General features: G+C 71.6%; 15 protein-coding genes. 5 read left to right on the plus strand and 10 right to left on the minus strand.

From position 1 onward, the window contains the following. Positions 1 to 18 precede the first annotated feature (18 nt). The 4 genes from J7E91_RS10620 to J7E91_RS10635 all read right to left on the minus strand — a co-directional run bounded on the left by J7E91_RS10620 (position 19) and on the right by J7E91_RS10635 (position 3,334). Positions 19 to 1,020, minus strand: coding sequence for a nucleoside triphosphate pyrophosphohydrolase (locus J7E91_RS10620; RefSeq protein WP_214901218.1), 1,002 nt, complete (start codon positions 1,018 to 1,020; stop codon positions 19 to 21). A 114-nt stretch (positions 1,021 to 1,134) separates the two neighbouring features. Then, positions 1,135 to 1,785, minus strand: a complete 651-nt coding sequence (locus tag J7E91_RS10625; RefSeq protein WP_214901220.1) for a SurA N-terminal domain-containing protein — start codon at positions 1,783 to 1,785, stop codon at positions 1,135 to 1,137. A 71-nt stretch (positions 1,786 to 1,856) separates the two neighbouring features. Continuing rightward, positions 1,857 to 2,309: a GtrA family protein gene (locus J7E91_RS10630; protein WP_214901222.1), complete on the minus strand. Its 453-nt coding sequence runs from the start codon at positions 2,307 to 2,309 to the stop codon at positions 1,857 to 1,859. Continuing rightward, entirely contained in the window at positions 2,306 to 3,334 is a 1,029-nt protein-coding gene (locus tag J7E91_RS10635) for a glycosyltransferase family 2 protein (RefSeq protein ID WP_214901224.1), read from the minus strand. Before J7E91_RS10635 ends, J7E91_RS10630 begins: the two co-directional genes overlap by 4 nt. A 199-nt stretch (positions 3,335 to 3,533) precedes the next feature. On the opposite strand from J7E91_RS10635, the gene J7E91_RS10640 reads away from it, so the two are divergent. Together J7E91_RS10640 and J7E91_RS10645 are read left to right on the plus strand one after the other, a co-directional pair. Beyond that, the gene (locus J7E91_RS10640) at positions 3,534 to 6,215 is read left to right on the plus strand and encodes a YfhO family protein (RefSeq protein WP_214901226.1); all 2,682 of its coding nucleotides are present in this window, start codon (positions 3,534 to 3,536) and stop codon (positions 6,213 to 6,215) included. A 63-nt stretch (positions 6,216 to 6,278) separates the two neighbouring features. Next, positions 6,279 to 7,190, plus strand: coding sequence for a class I SAM-dependent methyltransferase (locus J7E91_RS10645; RefSeq protein ID WP_214901228.1), 912 nt, complete (start codon positions 6,279 to 6,281; stop codon positions 7,188 to 7,190). A 34-nt stretch (positions 7,191 to 7,224) separates the two neighbouring features. Here the strand turns inward: J7E91_RS10645 and J7E91_RS10650 are convergent, their stop codons facing one another. The 3 genes from J7E91_RS10650 to J7E91_RS10660 form a co-directional block, all read right to left on the minus strand. Beyond that, entirely contained in the window at positions 7,225 to 8,760 is a 1,536-nt protein-coding gene (locus tag J7E91_RS10650; protein ID WP_214901230.1) for a serine/threonine-protein kinase, read from the minus strand. Next, positions 8,757 to 9,452 (minus strand): hypothetical protein, encoded by a 696-nt coding sequence (locus J7E91_RS10655; protein WP_214901232.1) that lies wholly within the window; start codon positions 9,450 to 9,452, stop codon positions 8,757 to 8,759. Before J7E91_RS10655 ends, J7E91_RS10650 begins: the two co-directional genes overlap by 4 nt. A gap of 134 nt (positions 9,453 to 9,586) precedes the next feature. Further along, a complete protein-coding gene (locus J7E91_RS10660; protein WP_214901431.1) occupies positions 9,587 to 11,668 on the minus strand; it encodes an N-6 DNA methylase in 2,082 nt (693 codons plus the stop codon). A gap of 198 nt (positions 11,669 to 11,866) precedes the next feature. Here J7E91_RS10660 and J7E91_RS10665 point away from each other — a divergent pair, with 198 nt between their 5' ends. Then, positions 11,867 to 12,712, plus strand: a complete 846-nt coding sequence (locus J7E91_RS10665; RefSeq protein ID WP_214901234.1) for a DUF4190 domain-containing protein — start codon at positions 11,867 to 11,869, stop codon at positions 12,710 to 12,712. A 100-nt stretch (positions 12,713 to 12,812) separates the two neighbouring features. Here J7E91_RS10665 and J7E91_RS10670 read toward each other — a convergent pair whose 3' ends face one another. Further along, a complete protein-coding gene (locus J7E91_RS10670; RefSeq protein ID WP_308376349.1) occupies positions 12,813 to 13,565 on the minus strand; it encodes an HNH endonuclease family protein in 753 nt (250 codons plus the stop codon). A 64-nt stretch (positions 13,566 to 13,629) separates the two neighbouring features. After that, entirely contained in the window at positions 13,630 to 14,505 is an 876-nt protein-coding gene (locus J7E91_RS10675) for a hypothetical protein (RefSeq protein ID WP_214901238.1), read from the minus strand. Between the two features lie 99 nt (positions 14,506 to 14,604). On the opposite strand from J7E91_RS10675, the gene J7E91_RS10680 reads away from it, so the two are divergent. Further along, positions 14,605 to 15,177 (plus strand): TetR/AcrR family transcriptional regulator, encoded by a 573-nt coding sequence (locus J7E91_RS10680; protein WP_214901245.1) that lies wholly within the window; start codon positions 14,605 to 14,607, stop codon positions 15,175 to 15,177. A 95-nt stretch (positions 15,178 to 15,272) separates the two neighbouring features. Further along, a complete protein-coding gene (locus J7E91_RS10685) occupies positions 15,273 to 16,568 on the plus strand; it encodes an SGNH/GDSL hydrolase family protein (protein ID WP_214901247.1) in 1,296 nt (431 codons plus the stop codon). A 67-nt stretch (positions 16,569 to 16,635) separates the two neighbouring features. Here J7E91_RS10685 and mfd read toward each other — a convergent pair whose 3' ends face one another. Beyond that, on the minus strand, positions 16,636 to 20,166 hold the full coding sequence (mfd, locus tag J7E91_RS10690; RefSeq protein ID WP_214901248.1) for a transcription-repair coupling factor: 3,531 nt from the start codon (positions 20,164 to 20,166) through the stop codon (positions 16,636 to 16,638). Positions 20,167 to 20,338: the final 172 nt, after the last annotated feature.

Here is a 20,338-nt window from a genome sequence, read left to right on the forward strand (position 1 = left end):
GTCACCGGTCCGGTGGAGCTAGGCGGTGTGGCCCTCCGCCGTGCGGATCGCGTCTCGGTACGTGCGGGCGGCGGCTCGCAGGGCCGCTTCCGGGTCGACGCCGGACTGCTCCGCGCGTACCGCCATAGCCAGTAGTTCGTAGCCGATGCCTTCGCCCGCCGGGAGGGGGACGTCGAGGTTCGCGTGGCGGGCGCGGGAGGAGAGCTTCGCGGCGAGGGCCAGGCCGGGCTGGCCGAGGGGGACGCCGTCGGTTGCCGAGTCGCGCTGCTTCTCGATCGCCTTCGTACGGAGCCAGTGCTCCTTGACGTCCTCCGGGGTCTCAGCGGTGTCGTCGCCGAAGACGTGGGGGTGGCGGTGGATGAGCTTCTCGACGATCGTTCCGGCGACGTCGTCGATCGAGAAGGGCTCGTCCGGGTCCTCCTGGGCGATGCGTGAGTGGAAGACCACCTGGAGGAGTACGTCGCCGAGCTCCTCGCGGAGTTCCTCCCGGTCGCCGTCCTCGATGGCCTCGACGAGTTCGTACGCCTCCTCGATGCCGTACTTCGCGAGGCCCTTGTGGGTCTGCTGCGAGGACCACGGGCATTCGAGGCGGATGCGGTCCATGACCTGCACCAGGTCGAGGAGGCGGGCGCCCGGCAGGTCGTACGAGCCGGGCAGCAGCTCCAGGTCGGGCATCTGGACCCGGCCCGAGCCGGCCAGCCTGGCGAGGCCGTCGGTCAGGGCCTGGTCACCCTCCCCCGACGGGCCGGACGGGATGACCACCACCGTGCGGTCGCCCTCGCACGCGTCGACCAGCTCCTGGGCGGTCGGGGCCGCGTGCTCGACGGTGACGCCCGCCTCGCGGAGGTACGGCAGCTGCGGGTGCTCCGCGTCGGCGCACACCACCCGGTCGGCGGCGCGCAGCGTCTGCCAGGCGGGCCAGGACAGGAGCCCTGGCGCGACGCGGTGGCTGGCGGTGAGGAGGACGATGCGGCCGGGGGCTGCCGGTGCGGGCGCGGATGCGGATGCTTCGCTGGTCACGCTGTCGAACGTACCTCGGAGGCGGCAGGCACCGGGGGCCGGCCCCCTGGCCCGGACGGGCTGGAATTCCGAGCGGGGCCGGAAGGTCCAGTCCCTGGCCCCCACGCCCCGCCGCTACGCGCCCGCTTCCGGTGCCGCCGCTTCCTTCGTCACCTGGGTGATCCACGGGGCCTTGTAGTCGCCCAGCTGCATCTTCTCGTCGTCCCACGTGCCGTAGCGCGGGTTGACGTCGATGTCGAGCGCCTTCGACGCGGCGACAAACGCCTCGTTCACCTTCTGCTGGCCCTCCGGCGTGTTCGTCGCGCCGATCTTCGCCGCCAGCTTGCCGACCAGCACGTCCCTGCGCAGGGCCTCGTCGATCTGGTCCGGGGCGACGCCGCGCTGCTGGAGGTACATCGCGGCGAGCTGCTCCTCGCCGCCGGCCTGCTCGACCGCTTCCCCTCGCGCCCGCTGGACCTCCTTGCGGCTCACGGTCGCACCGGCGTCGTCCGCCGCCCGCTGCACGATCTTGTCCACGATGAGGTCGTAGAGCTTGGCCCGCCCGAGCTGCCCGGTCGAGCCGATGAGCTGGGCGGACTGCGGCGATGCCTGCTGGGCCTGGCGTACGTCCTTGACCTGCGTCTGGAGTGCGGCGACCTCGATACGGCCGCCACCCACGACGGCCGCGGCTCCCGGATGCGCCTCGTTGCCGCACGCGGAGAGGAACGGCGCCGCGACCAGGAGCGCGGCGGATACGGAGAGCGCGGTGCGACGGCGGCGGTGCAAAGGGTGCCTCCCGGCGGTGATCGTGCGGCATAGCAACGAAAGTGCGACGAACGACCTTGCGGTGATCGATGTTAGGCAGTCGGAGTGGTCCGGGCCACTGATTCGCCCAACGATTCGTTCGTGTTCGAGGATGCGCTGTCCGGGGAGGGGCCGCCGGAGGGGCCGCCGAGCATGATCATGCGGGAGACCACGAAAGTGACCGGAATCGCGGCGGCCGCGGCGATCAGCGGGGCGTACGTGCTGTTGAGGCGCAGGATGTCCACGAGGAGATAGACGCCGCTTGTCGTGATCACGAAGTTGGCGGCGTTGGTGAGCGGGAAGAGCAGGAACTTACGCCAGGTGGGACGCGTGTTGTAGGTGAAGCGGCAGTTGAGGAAGAAGGAGCCGGTCATGCTGACGGCGAAGGCCAGGACGTGCGCGGCGACGTACGGCAGCCAGGGCAGAAGCAGCAGGTAGCAGGCGTAGTACGTCCCGGTGTTCACCACGCCCACCACGGCGAACCTGACCAGCTGGCGACGGATCATCGGCGTACGAGCTCCCGGCTCTCCCGGCTCTCCCGGTTCTCCCGACTCTCTCCGCTCTCCTGGCTTCCCCGGCCTTCCCGGCGAGCGGGCGTGACAGCCGTCGCTGTTTCCACATTCGTCGCCTTCACCAGGAAGTGCGGGCGGCGTTTCACCTCGTAATAGATACGGCCGACGTATTCGCCGACGACACCGATCATCAGCATCTGCACTCCGGCGAGCGCGGTGACGGCGACGAGCAGCGTCACGAAGCCGGGGGTTTCCACCCCGTTCACGAGGGCGACACCGACAATCCACGTCGAATACGCCATGGCGACGGTGACCAGCAGCAGGCCGAGATAGAGCGCGGCCCGCAGTGGCTTGTCATTGAAGGAGATGAGACCGTCGAGTCCGTAGTTGAGCAGCTTCGAGAAGGTCCATTTCGAGCGGCCTTCTTCGCGTACCGCGTTCTCGTACTCGAAGGTGACGGTGCTGAATCCGACCCAGGCGAAAAGGCCTTTGGAGAAACGGTTGTACTCGGTGAGTTCGAGTACGGCGTCGACGCTGCGGCGCGACAGCATGCGGAAGTCGCCGACACCGTCGACGAGTTCGACGTCGACCAGGCGGTTGATGAGCCGGTAGTACGCACGAGCGGTAAGCGTACGCGTGACCCTGTCGCCCTTCCGGGTGCGCCGGGCGACGACCTGGTCGAAGCCCTGCTCGTGCAGCACCACCATGCGGCGGACCAGCTCCGGCGGGTGCTGGAGGTCGGCGTCCATGATGACGACGGCTTCCCCCGAGGCGTTGCGCAGACCGGCCAGCATCGCCGCTTCCTTGCCGAAGTTACGACTGAAGGAGACATAGCGCGTGCGGGGATCGGATTCCGCGATCTCCTGGAGGATGGCCAGCGTACGGTCCTTGCTTCCGTCGTCGACATATACGAGCTCGACGGGGTGGCCGAGGCTGCCGAGTTCTTCCGTCACGTGCTCGTGGAAACGACGGATGATCTCCTCTTCGTTGAAGCACGGGACGACGATCGAGATGAGCACGGCTCTCTCCTCCAGGCAGTCAGCTCAGCGAAGAACAGCCGCCGGATATGGCGGAGTCCGGCTCTCCACATGACGTGTCGGCGACCAGCAAGTGAACTCGCCGCGCTTTGTGCGTTTTTAGGCAGCCGCAGTGTCATTGACGTCTCTTTTTCCGTCACATGCTGGCTTATTCGGTATCGGGCCCAGTAGAAGGATCAACATGTCGATTACGGAAGCGGCCAGAGGCCGTGCGGCGGCGCTGTCCGCGTTGATCACGGTGATCTCGGTGTGCGCCGGTGACGCGATCGCCCGCTCCTTCCCCTTCGGGCCGGACACGCGCGCCGTCAACGACCTGGGCAACCAGTTCGTGCCGTACCACGCCCGTCTGTGGGACCTGCTGCACGGGCGCGCGGACGGCGGTGCGCTGGTCAACTGGCAGTCCGGGTACGGCACGAGCTTCCTGCCCGACATCGGTACGTACGTCAGCAGTCCCTTCGCGCTGCTCGTCGGTCTCTTCCCGCGTGACGAGATCGACCTCGCCGTGTACGTGATCACCGTGCTGAAGATGGCCGCCGCGGCGGCTGCCATGACCGTGCTGCTGCTCGCTCTGCGCGGGGGCGCGGGCCCGTGGTGGGCCGCGGGGGTGCTCGGGTCGTCGTACGCGCTGTGCGGGTGGGCGGTCACCGAGGCCGTGTACAACCCGATGTGGATGGACGGCCTGATCGCGTTCCCGCTGCTGTGCCTGGTGGGCGAGTGGGCGCGTACGGGCCGTCATCGCCTCCTGGGTCCGGTGATCGTGGCTCTGGCGTGGACCGCGAACTTCTACACGGCGTACATGGCGACGCTGGGGGCCGGGCTCGTCCTGCTGATGCGGGTGCTGACCGCCGACGGCTCCGCGCCGGTACGGGAGCAGCTGGGCGTACTACTGCGTGCCGCCTGCACCACGTTGCTCGGAATCGGCCTGGCGGCGCCGGTGCTGGCGGTCGTCTTCCTCGGGTCGAAGCAGGCGTACCCGGGCTGGGCGCGGGAGTTCACGCCGTCGGACTGGACGGATGTGTTCGCGCGGGCGCTGCCCGCGACGTACAGCTTCTACACGCCCGCCGGTTTCCTCGGCACCGGCGGGCTGGTGCTCGCCGGCACGCTGCTCTTCAACCGGGCGGTGCCCCGGCGCGAGAGACGGGCGTGGACGCTGCTCGTGGTCGCGGCGGCCGTGTCGATGCAGTGGGGGCCGACGCACCTGTTGTGGCACGTCTTCGCCACGCCGAACGGCAGCCCGTACCGGCAGACGTTCGTGCTGGCCGGGGTGCTGGTGATAGCGGCCTGGGTGTCGCTCTCGTACGGCTGGCCGGGGCGGCGCGCGCTGCTCGGCGGGACGGGCGTGGTGGCGCTCCTGGCCGTGGGCTCGGCGACGAGCTCCCGGATCACGTCGTGGACGTACCCGCTGGTCGTGGCGGGGGTGGCGGCGACGGTGGGGGCGGTGGTGCTGGCGCGGCGGGCACATCCAGCAAGTCCGGCGTTTGATAACACGCCCCCAGCCGGTCCGGCGTTTGGGGACACGCCCGCAGCCCGTCCGGCGTTTGGGGGCCGGGGGCCGGGGCCGAGCCCCTGTTTCGGGAAGGGGCGGGTGGGGGAACGCCCCGCCGGGCACAGCCCCGCCACCGCACGCCGCCGCCGCCGCAAGACACTCGCCGTAGCCGCCGCGTTGCTGCTGGTCGGTGCGCAGGTCGCGCAGGCCGCCCTCACCACCGCGTACGCCGACCGCCGGCGTCTCGCGAAGCTCGACGACTACGCGCCGTGGGGCGACCGGCAGCAGGCCCAGGCGGACGCGGTCGCGGACGCGGACGGATGGCCCGCCTACCGCACCGAGCCGGGCCGTGAACAGACCACCGCCAACGACCCCTTGACCGTGGGCGGCCAGGGCGCGGCGTACTACAGCAGCCACACCCCCGACGTCCTCACCCGCACACTCGCCGCCCTCGGCGCCGGCTGGACGTCCAACGGCCGTGCCGTCCAGAGCCTCGACAACCCGGTGACCGACGCCCTCTTCTCCGTCGGCGCGCGCGTGCACATGCCGCACGACCCGCATCAGCGCTGGTCAAGGCCCGACGACCGCAAGGTGACGGTCACCCGCGCCGCGGCGCCGCAACTGGTCACCGTGCGCCCGCCCGGCCCTGAGCCGCGCTTCGCCGCCTCCCCGTTCCGCAACCAGGAGAAGCTCCTCGGCTCCCGCGTCTACACACTCCCGCGCACCGCACTGCGCGGCGGCACTCTGACCGCCGCCTGCCCCGCCCGCAGCGAGGTCTTCCTGTGGGCTCCCGGCTTCTCCGGTACGGCGCGACTCGGACGCGGCGGTACGCCGGCCGAGCTGCGCGGCAGCGTCCCCGCGCGGCGGGCCGCGATGCAGCCGCTCGGGACCGCCGGGGACGACGGCCGCGTCGTGATCACGCTGAAGGGCGCGGGGGCCGGCAAGCTTCCGCCCGGGAGCGCCGGGTGCCTGGACCGGGACCGGCTGGCCGACGCGGTGGACGGCCTCCGCTCGGGCGGCGCGACCTCGGTACGCGTCACCGACAACGGCGTACAGGCCGCGCTGCCGCCCGGCGCGAGGGGAACGGCCGTCTTCGCCATGCCGCGCATCACCGGCTGGAGCTGCCGCAAGGACGGCGCGAAGGCCCGCCCCGCCGACTCCTACCTGGGGCTGGTCGCCGTCCCCCTGGACGGCCGCACATCAGCTGTGACCTGCGACTTCACCCCGCCCGGGCTGCGCATCGGCGGGCTCGCGGGCGGACTGTCGCTGCTCGTGCTCATCGCGGTGGGCGTGCTGCCCCGCGCCCGGGCCCGGCGTCGCAGGAGCCACACGAAGACTTCACCCGAGGACCATCGGCTCGTGGCCCGCACGGCATGAGCCGCGGCGTACGGTCGGCCGCCTGCCCCCCACCCACAGGACCGAGGCCAGAGGCGAATCCGCATGCCATCTCTGCTGAGCAACCGGCTGACGAAGTGGGCCCTGCGCCCCGTCGCCGCGCTCGTCGACCAGCGCATCTCACGTCACACCGCGGGGCTCCGCCGCGAAGTCACCGAACTCCGGCGCAAACAGCACGGCGTCAGCATGCTGCTCGACCGCACCGGTCGCGGCCAGCACCGCATGCCGACGCCCGACCAGATCGACACCCTCGTACGTGAGGTCGACGCCGCGACGGACGCGGGCGAGCGGGCCCGCCGCAATGTGACAGTCGCCTACCGCAACGTGGTGGCACTGGAAGCGCTGGGCGTCGGCCGGATGGCGGGCGGTACGTCCAATGTGTGCGGCAAGCTCGCGACCATCCCGCTGCTCGCGCGGCCGGAGGGCAAGGACCGCCACGTACTGGAAGTGCTCGAAATCGGCACCCTGCACGGCCTGTTCGCGGCGGCCCTGATGCGGATGCTGCACCGGACGGGCATCGAGGCGACGCTGACGGTCGTCGACCCGCTGGCGGGCTCGCAGCTCCAGCCGGGCACCACCGACTACGAGGAGCCGACGGGGACGCCCGTGCGGGAGGACGTCGTACGGGCCAACCTGGCACTCGGCGGCGGTCGTCCGGGCACCGGCGCGCGCATCCGCCAGGGCTTCTCGGGGGACCCGCGGGTGCGGGCGGAGGTGTCCGACCGGAAGTACGGCGTGATCGTCGTCGACGGCGACCACTCCTTCGAGGGCGTCCTCGCCGATCTGGAGTGGGTGGAACAGATCGCCGCGCCGGACGCGGTCGTCGTCCTCGACGACTACGGCGACGCGCGCTGGCCCGGCGTCAAGGAAGCCCTGGACAAACACCTGGCGGGCGGCGACAGCCGGCTCACGATGGCGGGCCGGGTCGCCACGTCCGCCTTCCTGCGAGCACGCTGACGCGACCGCGGCGTCCCGCCCGGCTCGGGGGGTCTCAGACGTCCCGCATCCGCTGATGCCGGTCGAGGGCGCGGCGCAGCTCGGCCGGCAGCGGGTGGTACGGGCCGTACGTGCGCTCGGCGTCGTACAGCAGGCCCTGCAACTGGGCGTGCGCGGCGGCGTGGTCGCCCATCGCGAGCAGCAGGTTCGCTATGCGGTGGCGGATGTCGAAGGCGCGGGCGGTGGCGTCGGTCGCGGTGGCCACGCCGGTGCCGTACTGGTTCTCGTAGTACGGGAGCAGGCCGCGGTACTCGGCGAGTGCGGCGGCCGGTTCGCCGAGCTGCTCCAGGCACTGCGCCGCGTCGTACCGGAACTGGAGCGCCTGTGGGTCGGCCAGGCCGGACTCGGCGGCGCGGTCGTCGGCGAGGCGGCGGAGCTCGGGGAGGGCGCGGCGGTACTGCCCGTCGTCCAGCAGCGTCGCGGCGTACTGCTTGCGCAGAATGCGGACGACCGGGGAGCGCTCGCCGTGCTGGGCGGCGGCCGCCGGGAGGATGCCGCCGAGGATGTCGACGGCCTGGGTGATGCGCCCCTCGCCGAGGAGTTGCTTGACCTCGTCGACGGCGCCCGCGACATCCGGCTGCGCCTGCGCGGGTGTGGGCTGCGCGACGGGCGGGGTGGTGGCGCGGTCCGGCCAGGGGGCGTGCGGGCGCAGGAACGGGCGGGTCGGATCGAGCGGGCCCGACGGTACGCCGCCGTGCGCCGGCAGCAGCGGGACCAGGGCCTCGTAGACCTCCTGGGCGGACGACGGGCGGTGCTGCGGGTCCTTGGCGAGCAGCCGCAGGACCAGCGCTTCGAGCGGCTCGGGGATGTCCTGGCGGAGCTGGCGGACGGGGAGCGGCGGCTCGTACAGGTGACGGTGGAGGACGCCGAGGACGGTCGATCCGACGAACGGGACGTTGCCGCTGAGCAGTTCGTGCAGGAGGACACCGAGTGCGTAGAGGTCGGTGTACGGGCCGACCGCGCCGCCCATCGCCTGCTCGGGCGCCATGTAGGCGGGGCTGCCGATGGGTGAGCCGGTGTGGGTGAGGCGGGTGGTGTCGGTGTCGAGTACGGAGGCGACGCCGAGGTCGAGGACGGTGACCGTGCCTTCGGGCTTGATCATGACGTTGCGCGGCTTGAGGTCGCGGTGGACGATCGGCACGGCGTGCACGGCGGACAGCACGGCGCAGAGCTGGGCGGCGACCGCGACGGCCCACGGCCAGGGGTACGGGTCGTGCTCGGCGAGGTGGTCGGCGAGGTCGGCGCCCTTGACGTACTGCATGACGAGGTAGAGGTCGTCGTCCTCGCTGCCCGCGTCGTGGACGGTGACGAGACCCGGGTGGTCGACCTGGGCGGTGACGCGGCACTCGCGTACGAAGCGGCGGCGCATCTCGTCGGCGGCGGTGGCGGCGGCCATCCGGTCGGGGCGCAGCAGCTTCACGGCGACGCGGCGGTCGAGGCGCTGGTCGTACGCCGTCCAGACCTGGCCCATGCCGCCCTGGCCGATGACGGTGGACAGCTCGTAACGGCCCGCGATGATCCGTCCGTTCACCGGTCCCGGTCACCCCGCTGGTCCCGCTGATCCCGCTGGTCCTTGCGCAGGAGATCGCTGAGCTCGTCGAGCTCGGCACGGACCTGGTCCATGCGGTGGGGGTGTTGTTGGTGCGGGTGCTCGTGGGGGTGCGGCTGCTGCTGGGGCGGTTGTTGTGGTTGCTGCTGCGGCTGTTGCTGTTGCTGTTGTTGCTGTGGGAACGGGGCCGGGTTGGCCGCCGGAGTGCTCGCGTACGGGTTCGGGTAGCCGTACTGCGGCTGGGGGGCCGGCTGAACGTACGGGGGCCGCGGCGCCTGCTGCGGCTGCGGGACGTACGGGCCGTAGGGCACGCGTGGGGTGGTGGCGGTGTGCGGGCCGCCGGTGGCCGCGAGCCGCGCGTAGTGCCGGATGTCGAAGGTCAGGAAGTAACCGGCGGTCACGGCCCCGAGGAGCAGGATGCACGACAGGGCTATGTCGGTCCGCACGTCGCCTTCGGGCAGCGAACCGACGACCGCGAAGGCCGCGATCGCCACCGGGATGCTCGCCCAGGCGGCCACCCAGTCGAACCAGCGCCCGCGCAGGATCGCGATACGGAACAGCGGAACGCAGGACAGGATGCCGCAGCTGAAGACGGCACAGATGGGGAACAGCACACGCATGGTGATGACGACGCCGTCACTGCGGACTGGCGGCGTGGTGCCGGAGCCGTGCATGGCTGCTCCTGAAGACCTGGTGAGACGTACGCGGGGACAGACACTCGGTGCGGTAAGCGCTTTGAGCGTATACACCGACACCGACAACAGCCCACGGGTTGTACGGATCCGATGTGGCGCGGCTCACTGCGGGCTCACTCCGGTCGTACGGTTCCGTCCGTCAGGCCGTCGTACAGGCCCTGCACGAGTTGTTCGCCGAGCCGTCCCGCCCGCCGCAGCGCTTCCTCGAACTCCGCCAGCGCGCGGAAGCGTTCGCCGTACTGCCGCTGGTCGGCGAGCGGCAGCCGGGGCAGTTGGAGGCGGCGTACATCGAGCCGGGTCGAGGTGGAGGCGTAGCTGCTGGCCTGGCGGTTGTTCGCGGTGCCGCGCAGGAATCCGGCGAGGAACCAGGGGTCGAGGGCCGCCGGGTCGGGGCGCAGCAGTTGGAGGCTGCGGCCGAGGGCGGCGCCCGCGGTGGCCTCGTCGACGACGCGGGCCACCGTGCCGCCGCCGAGCACGGGCACGACCACGTCGCCCGCCTCTACGAGAACGGGGTCTTCCGCCGGGCCTTCGGGAAGGGTGCCTGAGGGCGCGGTTCCGGCGAGCACGTCCTGCTCGGTGAGGACCCGTTCGCCGGAGCCGGCTCCGGCACCGCCCGCGCGCAGCACGAGGGCGCCCGCCCTGGCGAGTTCGCCGACGGTCGTGGTGGGCCAGCGTGGGGGCTGCGCGGGCTCCCCGGCGGGGGGCGTGAGTTCGGTGGTCTGCCGCAGTGTCTCGGCCAGCCGCTCCCGTACGCGCGCGAGTTCGGCGGCGCCTCCGCCCGCGGCCGGGGGCGGCAGGTGGCGGGCGGGAGCGAGGTCCACGTCGTCGTCGAGCAGTTCGATGACGGACACCGAGCGGCTGACCCCCGGGCGTTCCTCGACGGTGCCGTGGCGGTCGAAGGCCTGCCAGGTGTCGAGGACGGTGGAGTGCAGGGCCTGCCAGTCGAGCTTGTCGCGGCCCGCGGCGGAGAGGTCGGCGGTGTCGACGAGCAGCAGTTCGTGGGAGGGCCGCCCGCCGGACGCGGGCTTGCGCAGCACCCACAGGTGGAGAGGGATGCCGTACGGAGGTGCGGCGCCGGCGGGGAGCGAGACGACGGCGCGCAGGGCGCCACGGCGCAGCAGGTCGGCGCGGATGCGGCGGCCGGAGCGGCGGGATGCGGCGGCAGGGGGCATCAGGAGGACGGCGGTGCCGCCGTCGCGCAGCCGGGCGAGTGCGTGCTGGACCCAGGCGAGTTCGGACTCCGTACGGGCCGGGAAGCCGTACTCCCAGCGGGCGTCGTACGCCAGCTCGTCGTGGCCCCAGTTGCGTTCGTTGAACGGCGGGTGGCAGAGCACGGCGTCGGCGGCCAGGTGCGGGAAGGCGTCGGCGCGCAGGGCGTCGGCGGCGGCGACGCGCACTTCGGTGGTGCCGGTCTCGGTCTGGAGGGCGAGGCGCAGGGCGGCGAGGGCAGCCAGGTCCGGGTCGGTTTCCTGGCCGTGGACGGCCCGCGCTTCCTGGGTGCCGGCGGACCGGTCATCGGCGGATGTGGTCCCGGCGGCACTGGCGACGGCGCGCAGCAGGGTCCCGGTGCCGCAGGCCGGGTCGAGGACGGTGCGGGGGCTGCCCGTGAGGGCGGCCATCAGGGCGGCCGGGCCCGGCGGGGTGAGTGTGTACTGGCGCGGGTTGGCGTCGAGGTGGCGGCCTAGCAGGAACTCGTACGTCTGGCGGGCGCCGAGCTCGCCGGCGAGCTCGGCGGTCGCGCGCAGCAGGGGGACGGACGGGGTCAGCTCGGGCTGGCCCGGGGTGTGAACTGCGCGGTGCGGGCCGAAGCGGGGGGCGAGGATCTCCTCCAGGGCGGCCGGCAGCAGGAACGCGAGCTTCTCGTCGGAGACGGCGGAGAGCTGGAGCCAGGCGGTCGGCCTGTCGCGTACGAGCAGGAGCACGCAGCCCGCGTGGATCAGGGCCGGGACGGCGCCCGCCGGGTGGCCGGCGAGCTGCTGCCAGACACGCTCACGCAGGGGCACCTCGGCGATTTTCCCCTGGTCACGCAGCCACTGCTCCACCTCGGCGAGGGCGAACGAGGGGCTCGTCTCGGTGCCGCCCACGGGTTTGGGGAAGTCGGGGTGGCGACGGCGCCAGTTGCTCACGGCGGCGCGGCCGACGCCGGCGAGCCGGGCGATTCCGGCGGCGGTCACTTCTGCTGCGTTGTCCGGCACCGGCCGGCTCCCCTCGTACACCTGCGCCTGCTTGTGCACCGAGCATACCCATGCACGCAAGACGGTTCGCTTCACGGCGTGAATCCAAGCCACCGCGTGAATCGTGTTGACTCGGTTCACAGGCTCTGCTGTGATTGACCCATCGCAGCAGAACGGGGCGGCAAGGCAGTCCCGCACACCCTTGTCCGGAGGACATCCATGTCTCAGTACACGCAGCAGCCTCAGTTCCCGCAGGCTCCGACGCCGGCCGCACAGGCCCGCAACGGCCTGGGCACTGCCGCCCTGATCCTCGGCATCATCGGCGCGCTGTCGGGTCTGATCCCGTTCTTCTTCTGGCTCGCCGGCATCCTCGGCGTCATCGCCCTGATCATGGGCCTGGCCGGCCGGGGCCGTGCCAAGCGCGGCGGGGCCACCAACAAGGGGGTCGCCCTGGCGGGCGCCATCCTCGGCCTGATCTCGCTGATCATGTCGGTGGTCGGCGCGGTGATCCTCTTCAAGGCCGTGGACGACGCGGTGAAGGACATCGACAAGGCGACCAGCGGCTCGTCGGCGAGCAAGGAGCCGGGCGACGGCTCGGCAAAGGGCAGCGGCAAGGACAAGGGCAAGAACCAGGGCAAGGGCGGCAGCGCGGGCAGCGACACGAGCAAGGACGCCGAGACGCTGGAAGCCGGCGACTCGGCCGTCTACGACGACAAGCTGACCGTCACCATGTCCGCCCCCGAGGCCTACTCCCCCGGCGAGTACGCGATCGGCCACACCAAGGGCAACAAGGCCTACAAGGTCACGGTCGTCATCGACAACGCCGGCAAGGAGAAGTTCGACGCCGCCCTCGTCACCGCCGAGGCCCGCGCGGGCAAGGACGGCGTGAAGGCGGAGCAGATCTTCGACGAAGAGGTCGGCGAGGTCTTCACCGGCACGGTCATGCCGGGCAAGAAGGCCACCGTGGTGTACGCCTTCGACACCCCCGCCGACGCCGAGAACCTGGTCGTCGAGATCTCCCCCGACTTCTCCCACGACGCGTCGCAGTGGGACCTGAAGCTCTGATCACGGCCACACCGAAGACCGTCCGGCCCACTCGCGCACCCCCCGCGAGTGGGCTGGACACATTCATGTGTTCCGGCCTTTGTTCAGGCCTTTCTCGCGCTCACCGCCCGAAACGGGCCGGCGCCTCGGTCGGACCGCCGCCGGACGGCAGCCGCTCGTCCGGGCACCGCGACAGCACACGCCTCATCGCGTCCCGCTCGGCGCCGGTCACCCACAGCTCGTACTTCTTCTTCACGGACACCTGACGGGCCACGTACACACAGCGGTACGCCTTGTTCCCGGGCAGCCAGGTCGCCGTATCGCCGTCGCTCTTGCGGCGGTTGGCGGAGGAGTCGACGGCCAGCAGGTTCAGCGGGTCGTTGGCGAAGGCCACCCGCTTGCGGCGCTGCCACTTTTGGGCGCCCTTCTGCCAGGCGTCGGAGAGGGCGACGACATGGTCGATGTCGACCTTGCTGCGCCCGCGCACGAACTCCACGCGCCGCCCGGTGTACGGGTCCTCGGTGAGCGTCCCGGCGGCGACCTTGCAGCCCGCACCGCCGCCGCCCCCACCACCGCCGCCCCTGAGCCGTATGTCGGCCAGATCCCGCTTCAGTATGTCGTCGCGGGTGCCGCACCCGTTCTCGTCGGTGTCGGCCCAGGCGCTCCCGAAAGCCTCCCGCTCGTAACCGGTCCTCGGGGCACGCCCCTTGACGGTGAGTGCCTCGACGGCGGCGAGCGCGGACCCGGCCGGCCCCGAGGCCTGCCCTCCGCTACTGCCGCCGCTTCCGCCGCCCGCCCCCTCCGGCGTGCAGCCGGTGACGGCGAGGGCCGCGGCCAGGGCGGCTGCGGGGAGAGCGGTCCTGAGCGTACGTATACCTGTCAAGGCGGTCCGTCCTGGCGGGTCGGTGTGCATGCCCCCCAGAGTCCCACGGCGCGCACTACACCTTGCCGATGCCCAACGTGTTCTCGGACGGCAGGAGTCCCGAGCCCAGCACGTCCACCCACAAGGGACCGGTCAACTCGGCCAGCCGCGCGGTTCCTTCCGAGCCGAGGACCCGCCAGGGCGCGGCGGCCAGTTCGTCGGTGACCCGCTCCACCTCGGCGCGCAGCGCGCGACCCGCCTCAGTGGCCACACCCTCCACGTCCAACAACCGGCGCTCGACGAGCCGTTCGCGCGCGGCGGCCCACTCCCCGTCGCTCCATCCCCGGCTGCGGAACGTCTCGGCGGAAGCCGCCCCGATGCCCGCGAAGCTGACGAGAGCCTCGACCGGGTCGAGCCCGGCGGTGAGCAGCGCCGCGACATGTCCGTCGCCGCGGTGCTCGCGCAGGATGGTCGCCGCCTGCCACAGGACGAGGTGCGGGGCGTCGGGCCAGGGCAGCGACGCGTTGGCGGCAGCGAGCGGCCGGCCCGCGGTGTTCGCGGCCTCGGCGGCCCGGCGGGCGAGGGCGGCGGCCTCGGCGATCTCGGGCCCGTCGACGCGCTCGCCGAAGAGAGCGCGGTACGCCCCGTCCATGCCGCGCGTCCGCGCGGCCAGGACCTCGGCCGGGTCCGCAATGCCCCATCCCGCCGGGACGTAATCCGCGACCATCGCGGGACTGAAGCTGTAGAAGGCCGCCGCGACGACGTCGGCGCTCACGGCCCCCAGCGGCGCGGGGCGCCAGGCGAAGTAACCCGGCCAGCGGACGTCCGTCGCGTACCCCAGCTTCCCGGCTTCCCCGAAGACCTCGGGCGCGTAGTAGACGACGGCGTGCAGCGGCTCCAGCAGGTGCCACATCTGCCGCACACGTCTCAGCTCCACAACTTCCTCAGCCATGACTCCCCCTCCGACCGCAACCCACCGATCTAGACGCCGACTAGATTCCTCGTCCGCACCAAACTTGTCAACGCCTAGATTGGGCGTAATCTGCTGGCCATGAGCAGCCGCGACACGTATCACCACGGCGACCTGCGGCGGGCGGTCCTCGCCGTGGCCCTCGACGTCATCCGCACCCAGGGTCCGGCAGCCCTGTCGCTCCGCGACCTCGCCCGCCGCGCCGGCGTCTCCCACGCGGCCCCCGCCCACCACTTCAAGGACCGGACGGGCCTGCTGACCGCGATCGCCACCGAGGGCCACGACCTGCTGACGGCAGCGCTCTCCGACGCGGCAGACCTGAGCGAGGCGGGCGTTCGCTACGTCCGCTTCGCGGTCGACCACCCGGCGCACTTCCAGGTCATGTTCCAGCCGGACCTGCTCCGCGCTGACGACCCGGCCCTCCTGGCCGCGAAGGCACGCTCGTACGAACAACTGCGCGCCGCAGTGGCCGGCCTCCCCGGCGACCGCACCACCGACCCGGAGCTGACCGGCATCGCCGCCTGGTCGGCCGCCCACGGCTTCGCCACCCTGCTCCTGACCCACAACCTGGACCGCGCCCTGGGCGACCGCACCCCGGACGAGGTGTTCCGGGCCCTGACTGCCGCGCTGTTCGAAAGCGATGCCCGGGAATAGCCGAAGCCGATCCGCGCTTGACCGTGTCGCGTGCACGTGATCAACGACATGGACATCGGAAGACAACTCGGAAGACAACCAGGGGGCGGGACAAGATGAGTTCCTCAAGTTCTGTACGGCGTACGAGTGTTGCTCTGCTTTCTGCGGCCGCGCTGGCGGCTCTGCCGGTCGTCGGCGCGCAGGGGTTTACCGGATCCGCCGTCGCCGTCGCGGCCGAACAGCGCGGCGGGACGGCGTGGCAGGGCGGCTGGGCCGCTTCGCCGCAGGCTCCGACAGCGCCGTTCGGGCCGAACTGGTCCGAGCAGGGCTTCGCGAACCACACGGTGCGGCAGGTGGTCCGGGTCAGCACCGGCGGCACCAAGGCCCGTATCGAACTGTCCAACCGCTATGGCTCCACCCCGCTGCGGATCACCGGCGCGACGGTCGCCCGTACGGACAAGGGCGCTTCGGTGCAAGCCGGTTCCGTCCGGCAGCTGTCTTTCGGGAAGGGCCGGTCGGTGACCATCCCGGTGGGCGGCAAGGTGCTCAGCGACGGGGTGCCGTTCAAGGTCAAGGCGCTGGAGTCGGTGACCGTCACGCTGTATCTGGCCGGGCCGACCGGACCTGCCACCTTCCACCATTTCTCGTCCGCGACCAGCTACCGGGCCGACGGCGACCACCGTTCGGACCGCGAAGGTACGGCGTTCAAGGAGACCAGCGACTCCTGGTACTACCTCTCGGGTGTCGAGGTCAGCGGCGGGGAGAGGTCCGGGCGCCGCGACGGTGTGGTGGCCTTCGGTGACTCCATCACCGATGGTGTCGGCTCCAACCCGAACACGGACAACCGCTACCCCGACGAGCTCGCCGAGCGCTTCGCCGCCACCGGGAAGCCGCGCAGCGTCCTCAACCACGGGATCGGCGGCAACCAGGTCACCAACGACACGGTCTGGGCCGGCGAGAAGGCCGTGGCCCGCTTCAAGAAGGACGTCCTCAGCGAGCCGGGCATCGGCACGGTCATCGTGCTGGAAGGCATCAACGACATCGGTGGCAGCGGCTGGCAGGGGATCCCGGGCGGGCCGACGCCCGAGGTGTCGGCGAAGCAGCTGATCGAAGGCCACCGCACGTTGATCCGCCAGGCACACGCCAAGGGCATCAAGGCGGTCGGCGCCACCCTGACACCCGTCAAGGGCTCCGCGTACTACACCGAGGTCAACGAGGCCAAGCGGGACGCGGTCAACCAGTGGATCCGTACGTCCGGTGAGTACGACGAAGTGGTCGACCTCGACCGCGCCCTCGCCGACCCCGCCGACCGGGACCGCATGCTCCCCGCCTACGACTCGGGCGACGCCCTGCACCCGAACGACGCCGGGTTCCGGGTGATGGCCGAGGCGCTCGACCTCGACACGCTCTGACGGACCACGAAGCCGGCCGTGCCCGCGACTCGCGGCACGACCGGCTTCGGGGGCTGTCACGGGCCCGCTACGACCCCAGGATCGTGGTCAGGAACTCGCCGGTCCACGCCAGGAGTTCGCGTCCCACCACCGGCTTCCCGCCGATCTGACCCGTCGTCGGGCGCGGCACCAGGATCTGGTGGGTGGCCGGCTTCAGCACCGTACGGGGGTAGAGGCGCTTGAGGCGCAGCTCCTGCGACTCGCGCAGTTCCACCGGTCCGAAGCGGATGTTGGGGCCCGCCAGCGTGATGTCCGCGACGCCGCAGGCGCGCGCCAGCATGCGCAGGCCGGCGACCAGGAGCAGGTTCTCCACCGGCTCGGGGAGCTTGCCGTAGCGGTCGGTGAGCTCTTCGCGTACGGCCCTGATGTCGTCCTCGGAGTTCGCCGAGGCGATCGCCCGGTACGCCTGGAGACGCAGCCGCTCGCCCGGCGCGTAGTCGTGCGGAACGTGCGCGTCCACCGGGAGCTCGATCTTGACCTCCAGCGGCGGCTCCTCCTCGACCTGGCCGTCCACCGCCGCCCGGTAGTCCGCGACCGCCTCGCCGACCATGCGGATGTACAGGTCGAAGCCGACGCCCGCGATGTGCCCGGACTGCTCGCCGCCCAGCAGGTTGCCCGCGCCGCGGATTTCCAGGTCCTTCATCGCCACGTACATGCCCGCGCCCATCTCGGTGTGCTGGGCGATCGTCGCGAGCCGCTCGTGCGCGGTCTCGGTCAGCGGCTTCTCCGGCGGGTAGAGGAAGTAGGCGTAACCACGGTCGCGGCCACGGCCCACCCGGCCGCGCAGCTGGTGGAGCTGCGACAACCCGAAGTTGTCGCCGCGTTCGACGATCAGGGTGTTGGCGTTGGAGATGTCGATGCCCGACTCGACGATCGTCGTCGAGACGAGTACGTCGAATTTCTTTTCCCAGAAGTCGACGACGACCTGCTCCAGGGCGCTTTCGCCCATCTGGCCGTGGGCTGTGGCGATGCGCGCCTCGGGCACGATCTCGCGGAGCTTCGCGGCCGCCCGGTCGATCGACTCGACCCGGTTGTGGATGTAGAAGACCTGGCCCTCGCGCAGGAGTTCGCGACGGATCGCGGCGCCGATCTGCTTCTGCTCGTACGGGCCGACGAAGGTCAGCACCGGGTGGCGCTCCTCGGGCGGCGTCGTGATCGTCGACATCTCGCGGATGCCGGTGACCGCCATTTCGAGCGTACGGGGGATGGGGGTGGCGGACATCGTCAGTACGTCGACGTTGGCGCGGAGCTTCTTCAGCTGCTCCTTGTGCTCGACGCCGAAGCGCTGCTCCTCGTCGACGATGACCAGGCCCAGGTCCTTGAACTTCGTCTCGGACGAGAAGAGCCGGTGCGTGCCGATGACGATGTCGACCGAGCCCTCCCTGAGGCCCTCCAGGGTCGCCTTCGCCTCGGTGTCGGACTGGAAGCGGCTGAGCGCCTTCACGACGACCGGGAACTGGGCGTACCGCTCGGAGAACGTCCCGAAGTGCTGCTGCACCAGCAGCGTGGTGGGGACGAGGACCGCGACCTGCTTGCCGTCCTGGACCGCCTTGAAGGCCGCGCGGACCGCGATCTCCGTCTTGCCGTAGCCGACATCGCCGCAGACCAGGCGATCCATGGGGACGGACTTCTCCATGTCCTCCTTCACCTCGGCGATGGTGGACAGCTGGTCGGGCGTCTCGACGTACGGGAAGGCGTCCTCCAGCTCGCGCTGCCACGGGGTGTCGGGGCCGAAGGTGTGGCCGGGGGCGGCCATGCGCGCCGAGTAGAGCTTGATCAGGTCGGCGGCGATCTCCTTGACGGCCTTCTTCGCGCGCGCCTTGGTCTTCGTCCAGTCCGCGCCGCCGAGCCGGTGAAGGGTCGGGGCCTCGCCGCCGACGTACTTGGTGACCTGCTCCAGCTGGTCGGTGGGGATGTAGAGGCGGTCGCCGGGCTGGCCGCGCTTGGCGGGGGCGTACTCGACGAGCAGGTACTCGCGGGTCGCGCCCTGGACCGTGCGCTGAACCATCTCGATGTAGCGGCCGACGCCGTGCTGTTCGTGGACGATGAAGTCGCCGGCCTGGAGCGTCAGCGGGTCGATGGTCTTGCGGCGGCGGGCCGGCATGCGGCCCAGTTCCTTGCTGGCGGTGCGCTGGCCGGTCAGGTCCGTCTCGGTCAGTACGGCGAGCTTGAGCCCCGGGTCGACGAAGCCGTAGTCGATCAGGCCGCACGCGACGTGGACGACGGAGGGCGTGATCTCGGTCAGGTCCGCCTCCAGGCGGGCCGGGATGCCCTCGCTGCCGAGGACTTCGACCGTACGGGCGGCCGGGCCGTGGCCCTCCGTGACATAGACCGTGCGCCAGCCGTCGGCCAGCCAGCCCTTGGTGTCGGCGAGCGCTCTCTGCGTGTCGCCGCGGTACGCCTCCGGGGCGTGCATGCCCAGCTTGAGCGTGTCGTCCGACAGCTCCTCGTCAGCCGCGAACGGCGCCACCGACCACCACAGCATGTCCAGCTCACGGGCATGTTCCCGTACGTCCGCGATCCCCCGCAGTGAGGCCGCGCCCACGTCGATCGGGGCGTCGCCGCCGCCCGCCGTGGCCGCCCAGGACGCCTGGAGGAACTCCTGCGAGGTCGCCACCAGGTCCGCCGCCCTGGTCCGCACCCGCTCCGGGTCGCACACCAGCGCCATGGAGCCCTTGGGCAGTACGTCGAGCAGCAGCTCCATGTCGTCCACAAGGACCGGGGCGAGGGACTCCATGCCCTCCACGGCGATGCCCTCGGCGAGCTTGCCGAGCAGCTCGCCCAGCTCCGGGTGGGCCTCGGCGAGGGCCGCGGCGCGTTCCCGGACGCTGTCGGTCAGCAGCAGCTCGCGGCAGGGCGGCGCCCACAGGCCGTGCTCGGCGACCTCCAGGGACCGCTGGTCGGCGACCTTGAAGTACCGGATCTCCTCGACGTCGTCGCCCCAGAACTCCACGCGCAGCGGGTGCTCCTCGGTCGGCGGGAAGACGTCGAGGATGCCTCCGCGCACCGCGAACTCGCCGCGCTTCTCGACCAGTTCGACGCGCGAGTACGCCGCTGCCGCCAGCGCCGCCGTGACCTCGCCCAGGTCCGCGCTCTGCCCGGTCCGCAGGGCCACCGGCTCCAGGTCGCCCAGGCCCTTGACCTGCGGCTGGAGCACCGACCGTACGGGAGCCACGATCACGCTCACCGGGCCCGCGGACGGGTCGTCGGCGCGGGGGTGCGCGAGGCGGCGCAGGACGGCGAGGCGCCGGCCCATCGTGTCGCTGCGCGGCGACAGGCGCTCGTGCGGCAGCGTCTCCCACGACGGGTAGTCGACGATCCCCTCCTCCGGCAGCAGCGTGCGCAGCGCGGCGGCCAGGTCCTCGGCCTCGCGGCCGGTCGCGGTGACGGCGAGCACGGTACGCCCGGTCTCGCGGGCCAGCGCGGCCACCGCGAAGGGGCGCGCGGCGGGCGGGCCGACCAGGTCGATGTGCATGCGGTTGCCGTCGGTGGCGGCCTTCACCGCTTCGGCGAGCGCCGGGTCTCGTACTACGGCATCGAGCAGACCGTGCAGGCTCATGAAGGGTTTCCGTCCGGGTAACGAGGTGACGAGGTGGACAACGCGAAGGGCCCGACACGTCTCACGGGCCGGGGGTGCTCCCAGCCTACGACGCCGGACCGACACTCGCGCGGGTGAACGCTGTGGCCCGTACAGCGGCACCGGGCTACGCTGGGGACTGGACTAGTCAGCT

This window comes from Streptomyces sp. ISL-99 (assembly GCF_018614005.1).
GTDB classification, from domain to species: domain Bacteria; phylum Actinomycetota; class Actinomycetes; order Streptomycetales; family Streptomycetaceae; genus Streptomyces; species Streptomyces flavidovirens.

Excerpts from the sequence above, each read along its gene's own strand:
- J7E91_RS10655 (WP_214901232.1), bottom strand. The coding sequence starts at position 9,452 with ATGCACGGCTCCGGCACCACGCCGCCAGTCCGCAGTGACGGCGTCGTC.
- J7E91_RS10675 (WP_214901238.1), bottom strand. The coding sequence starts at position 14,505 with ATGGCTGAGGAAGTTGTGGAGCTGAGACGTGTGCGGCAGATGTGGCAC.
- mfd (WP_214901248.1), bottom strand. The coding sequence starts at position 20,166 with ATGAGCCTGCACGGTCTGCTCGATGCCGTAGTACGAGACCCGGCGCTC.
- J7E91_RS10640 (WP_214901226.1), top strand. The coding sequence starts at position 3,534 with ATGTCGATTACGGAAGCGGCCAGAGGCCGTGCGGCGGCGCTGTCCGCG.
- J7E91_RS10630 (WP_214901222.1), bottom strand. The coding sequence starts at position 2,309 with ATGATCCGTCGCCAGCTGGTCAGGTTCGCCGTGGTGGGCGTGGTGAAC.
- J7E91_RS10665 (WP_214901234.1), top strand. The coding sequence starts at position 11,867 with ATGTCTCAGTACACGCAGCAGCCTCAGTTCCCGCAGGCTCCGACGCCG.
- J7E91_RS10685 (WP_214901247.1), top strand. The coding sequence starts at position 15,273 with ATGAGTTCCTCAAGTTCTGTACGGCGTACGAGTGTTGCTCTGCTTTCT.
- J7E91_RS10645 (WP_214901228.1), top strand. The coding sequence starts at position 6,279 with ATGCCATCTCTGCTGAGCAACCGGCTGACGAAGTGGGCCCTGCGCCCC.
- J7E91_RS10680 (WP_214901245.1), top strand. The coding sequence starts at position 14,605 with ATGAGCAGCCGCGACACGTATCACCACGGCGACCTGCGGCGGGCGGTC.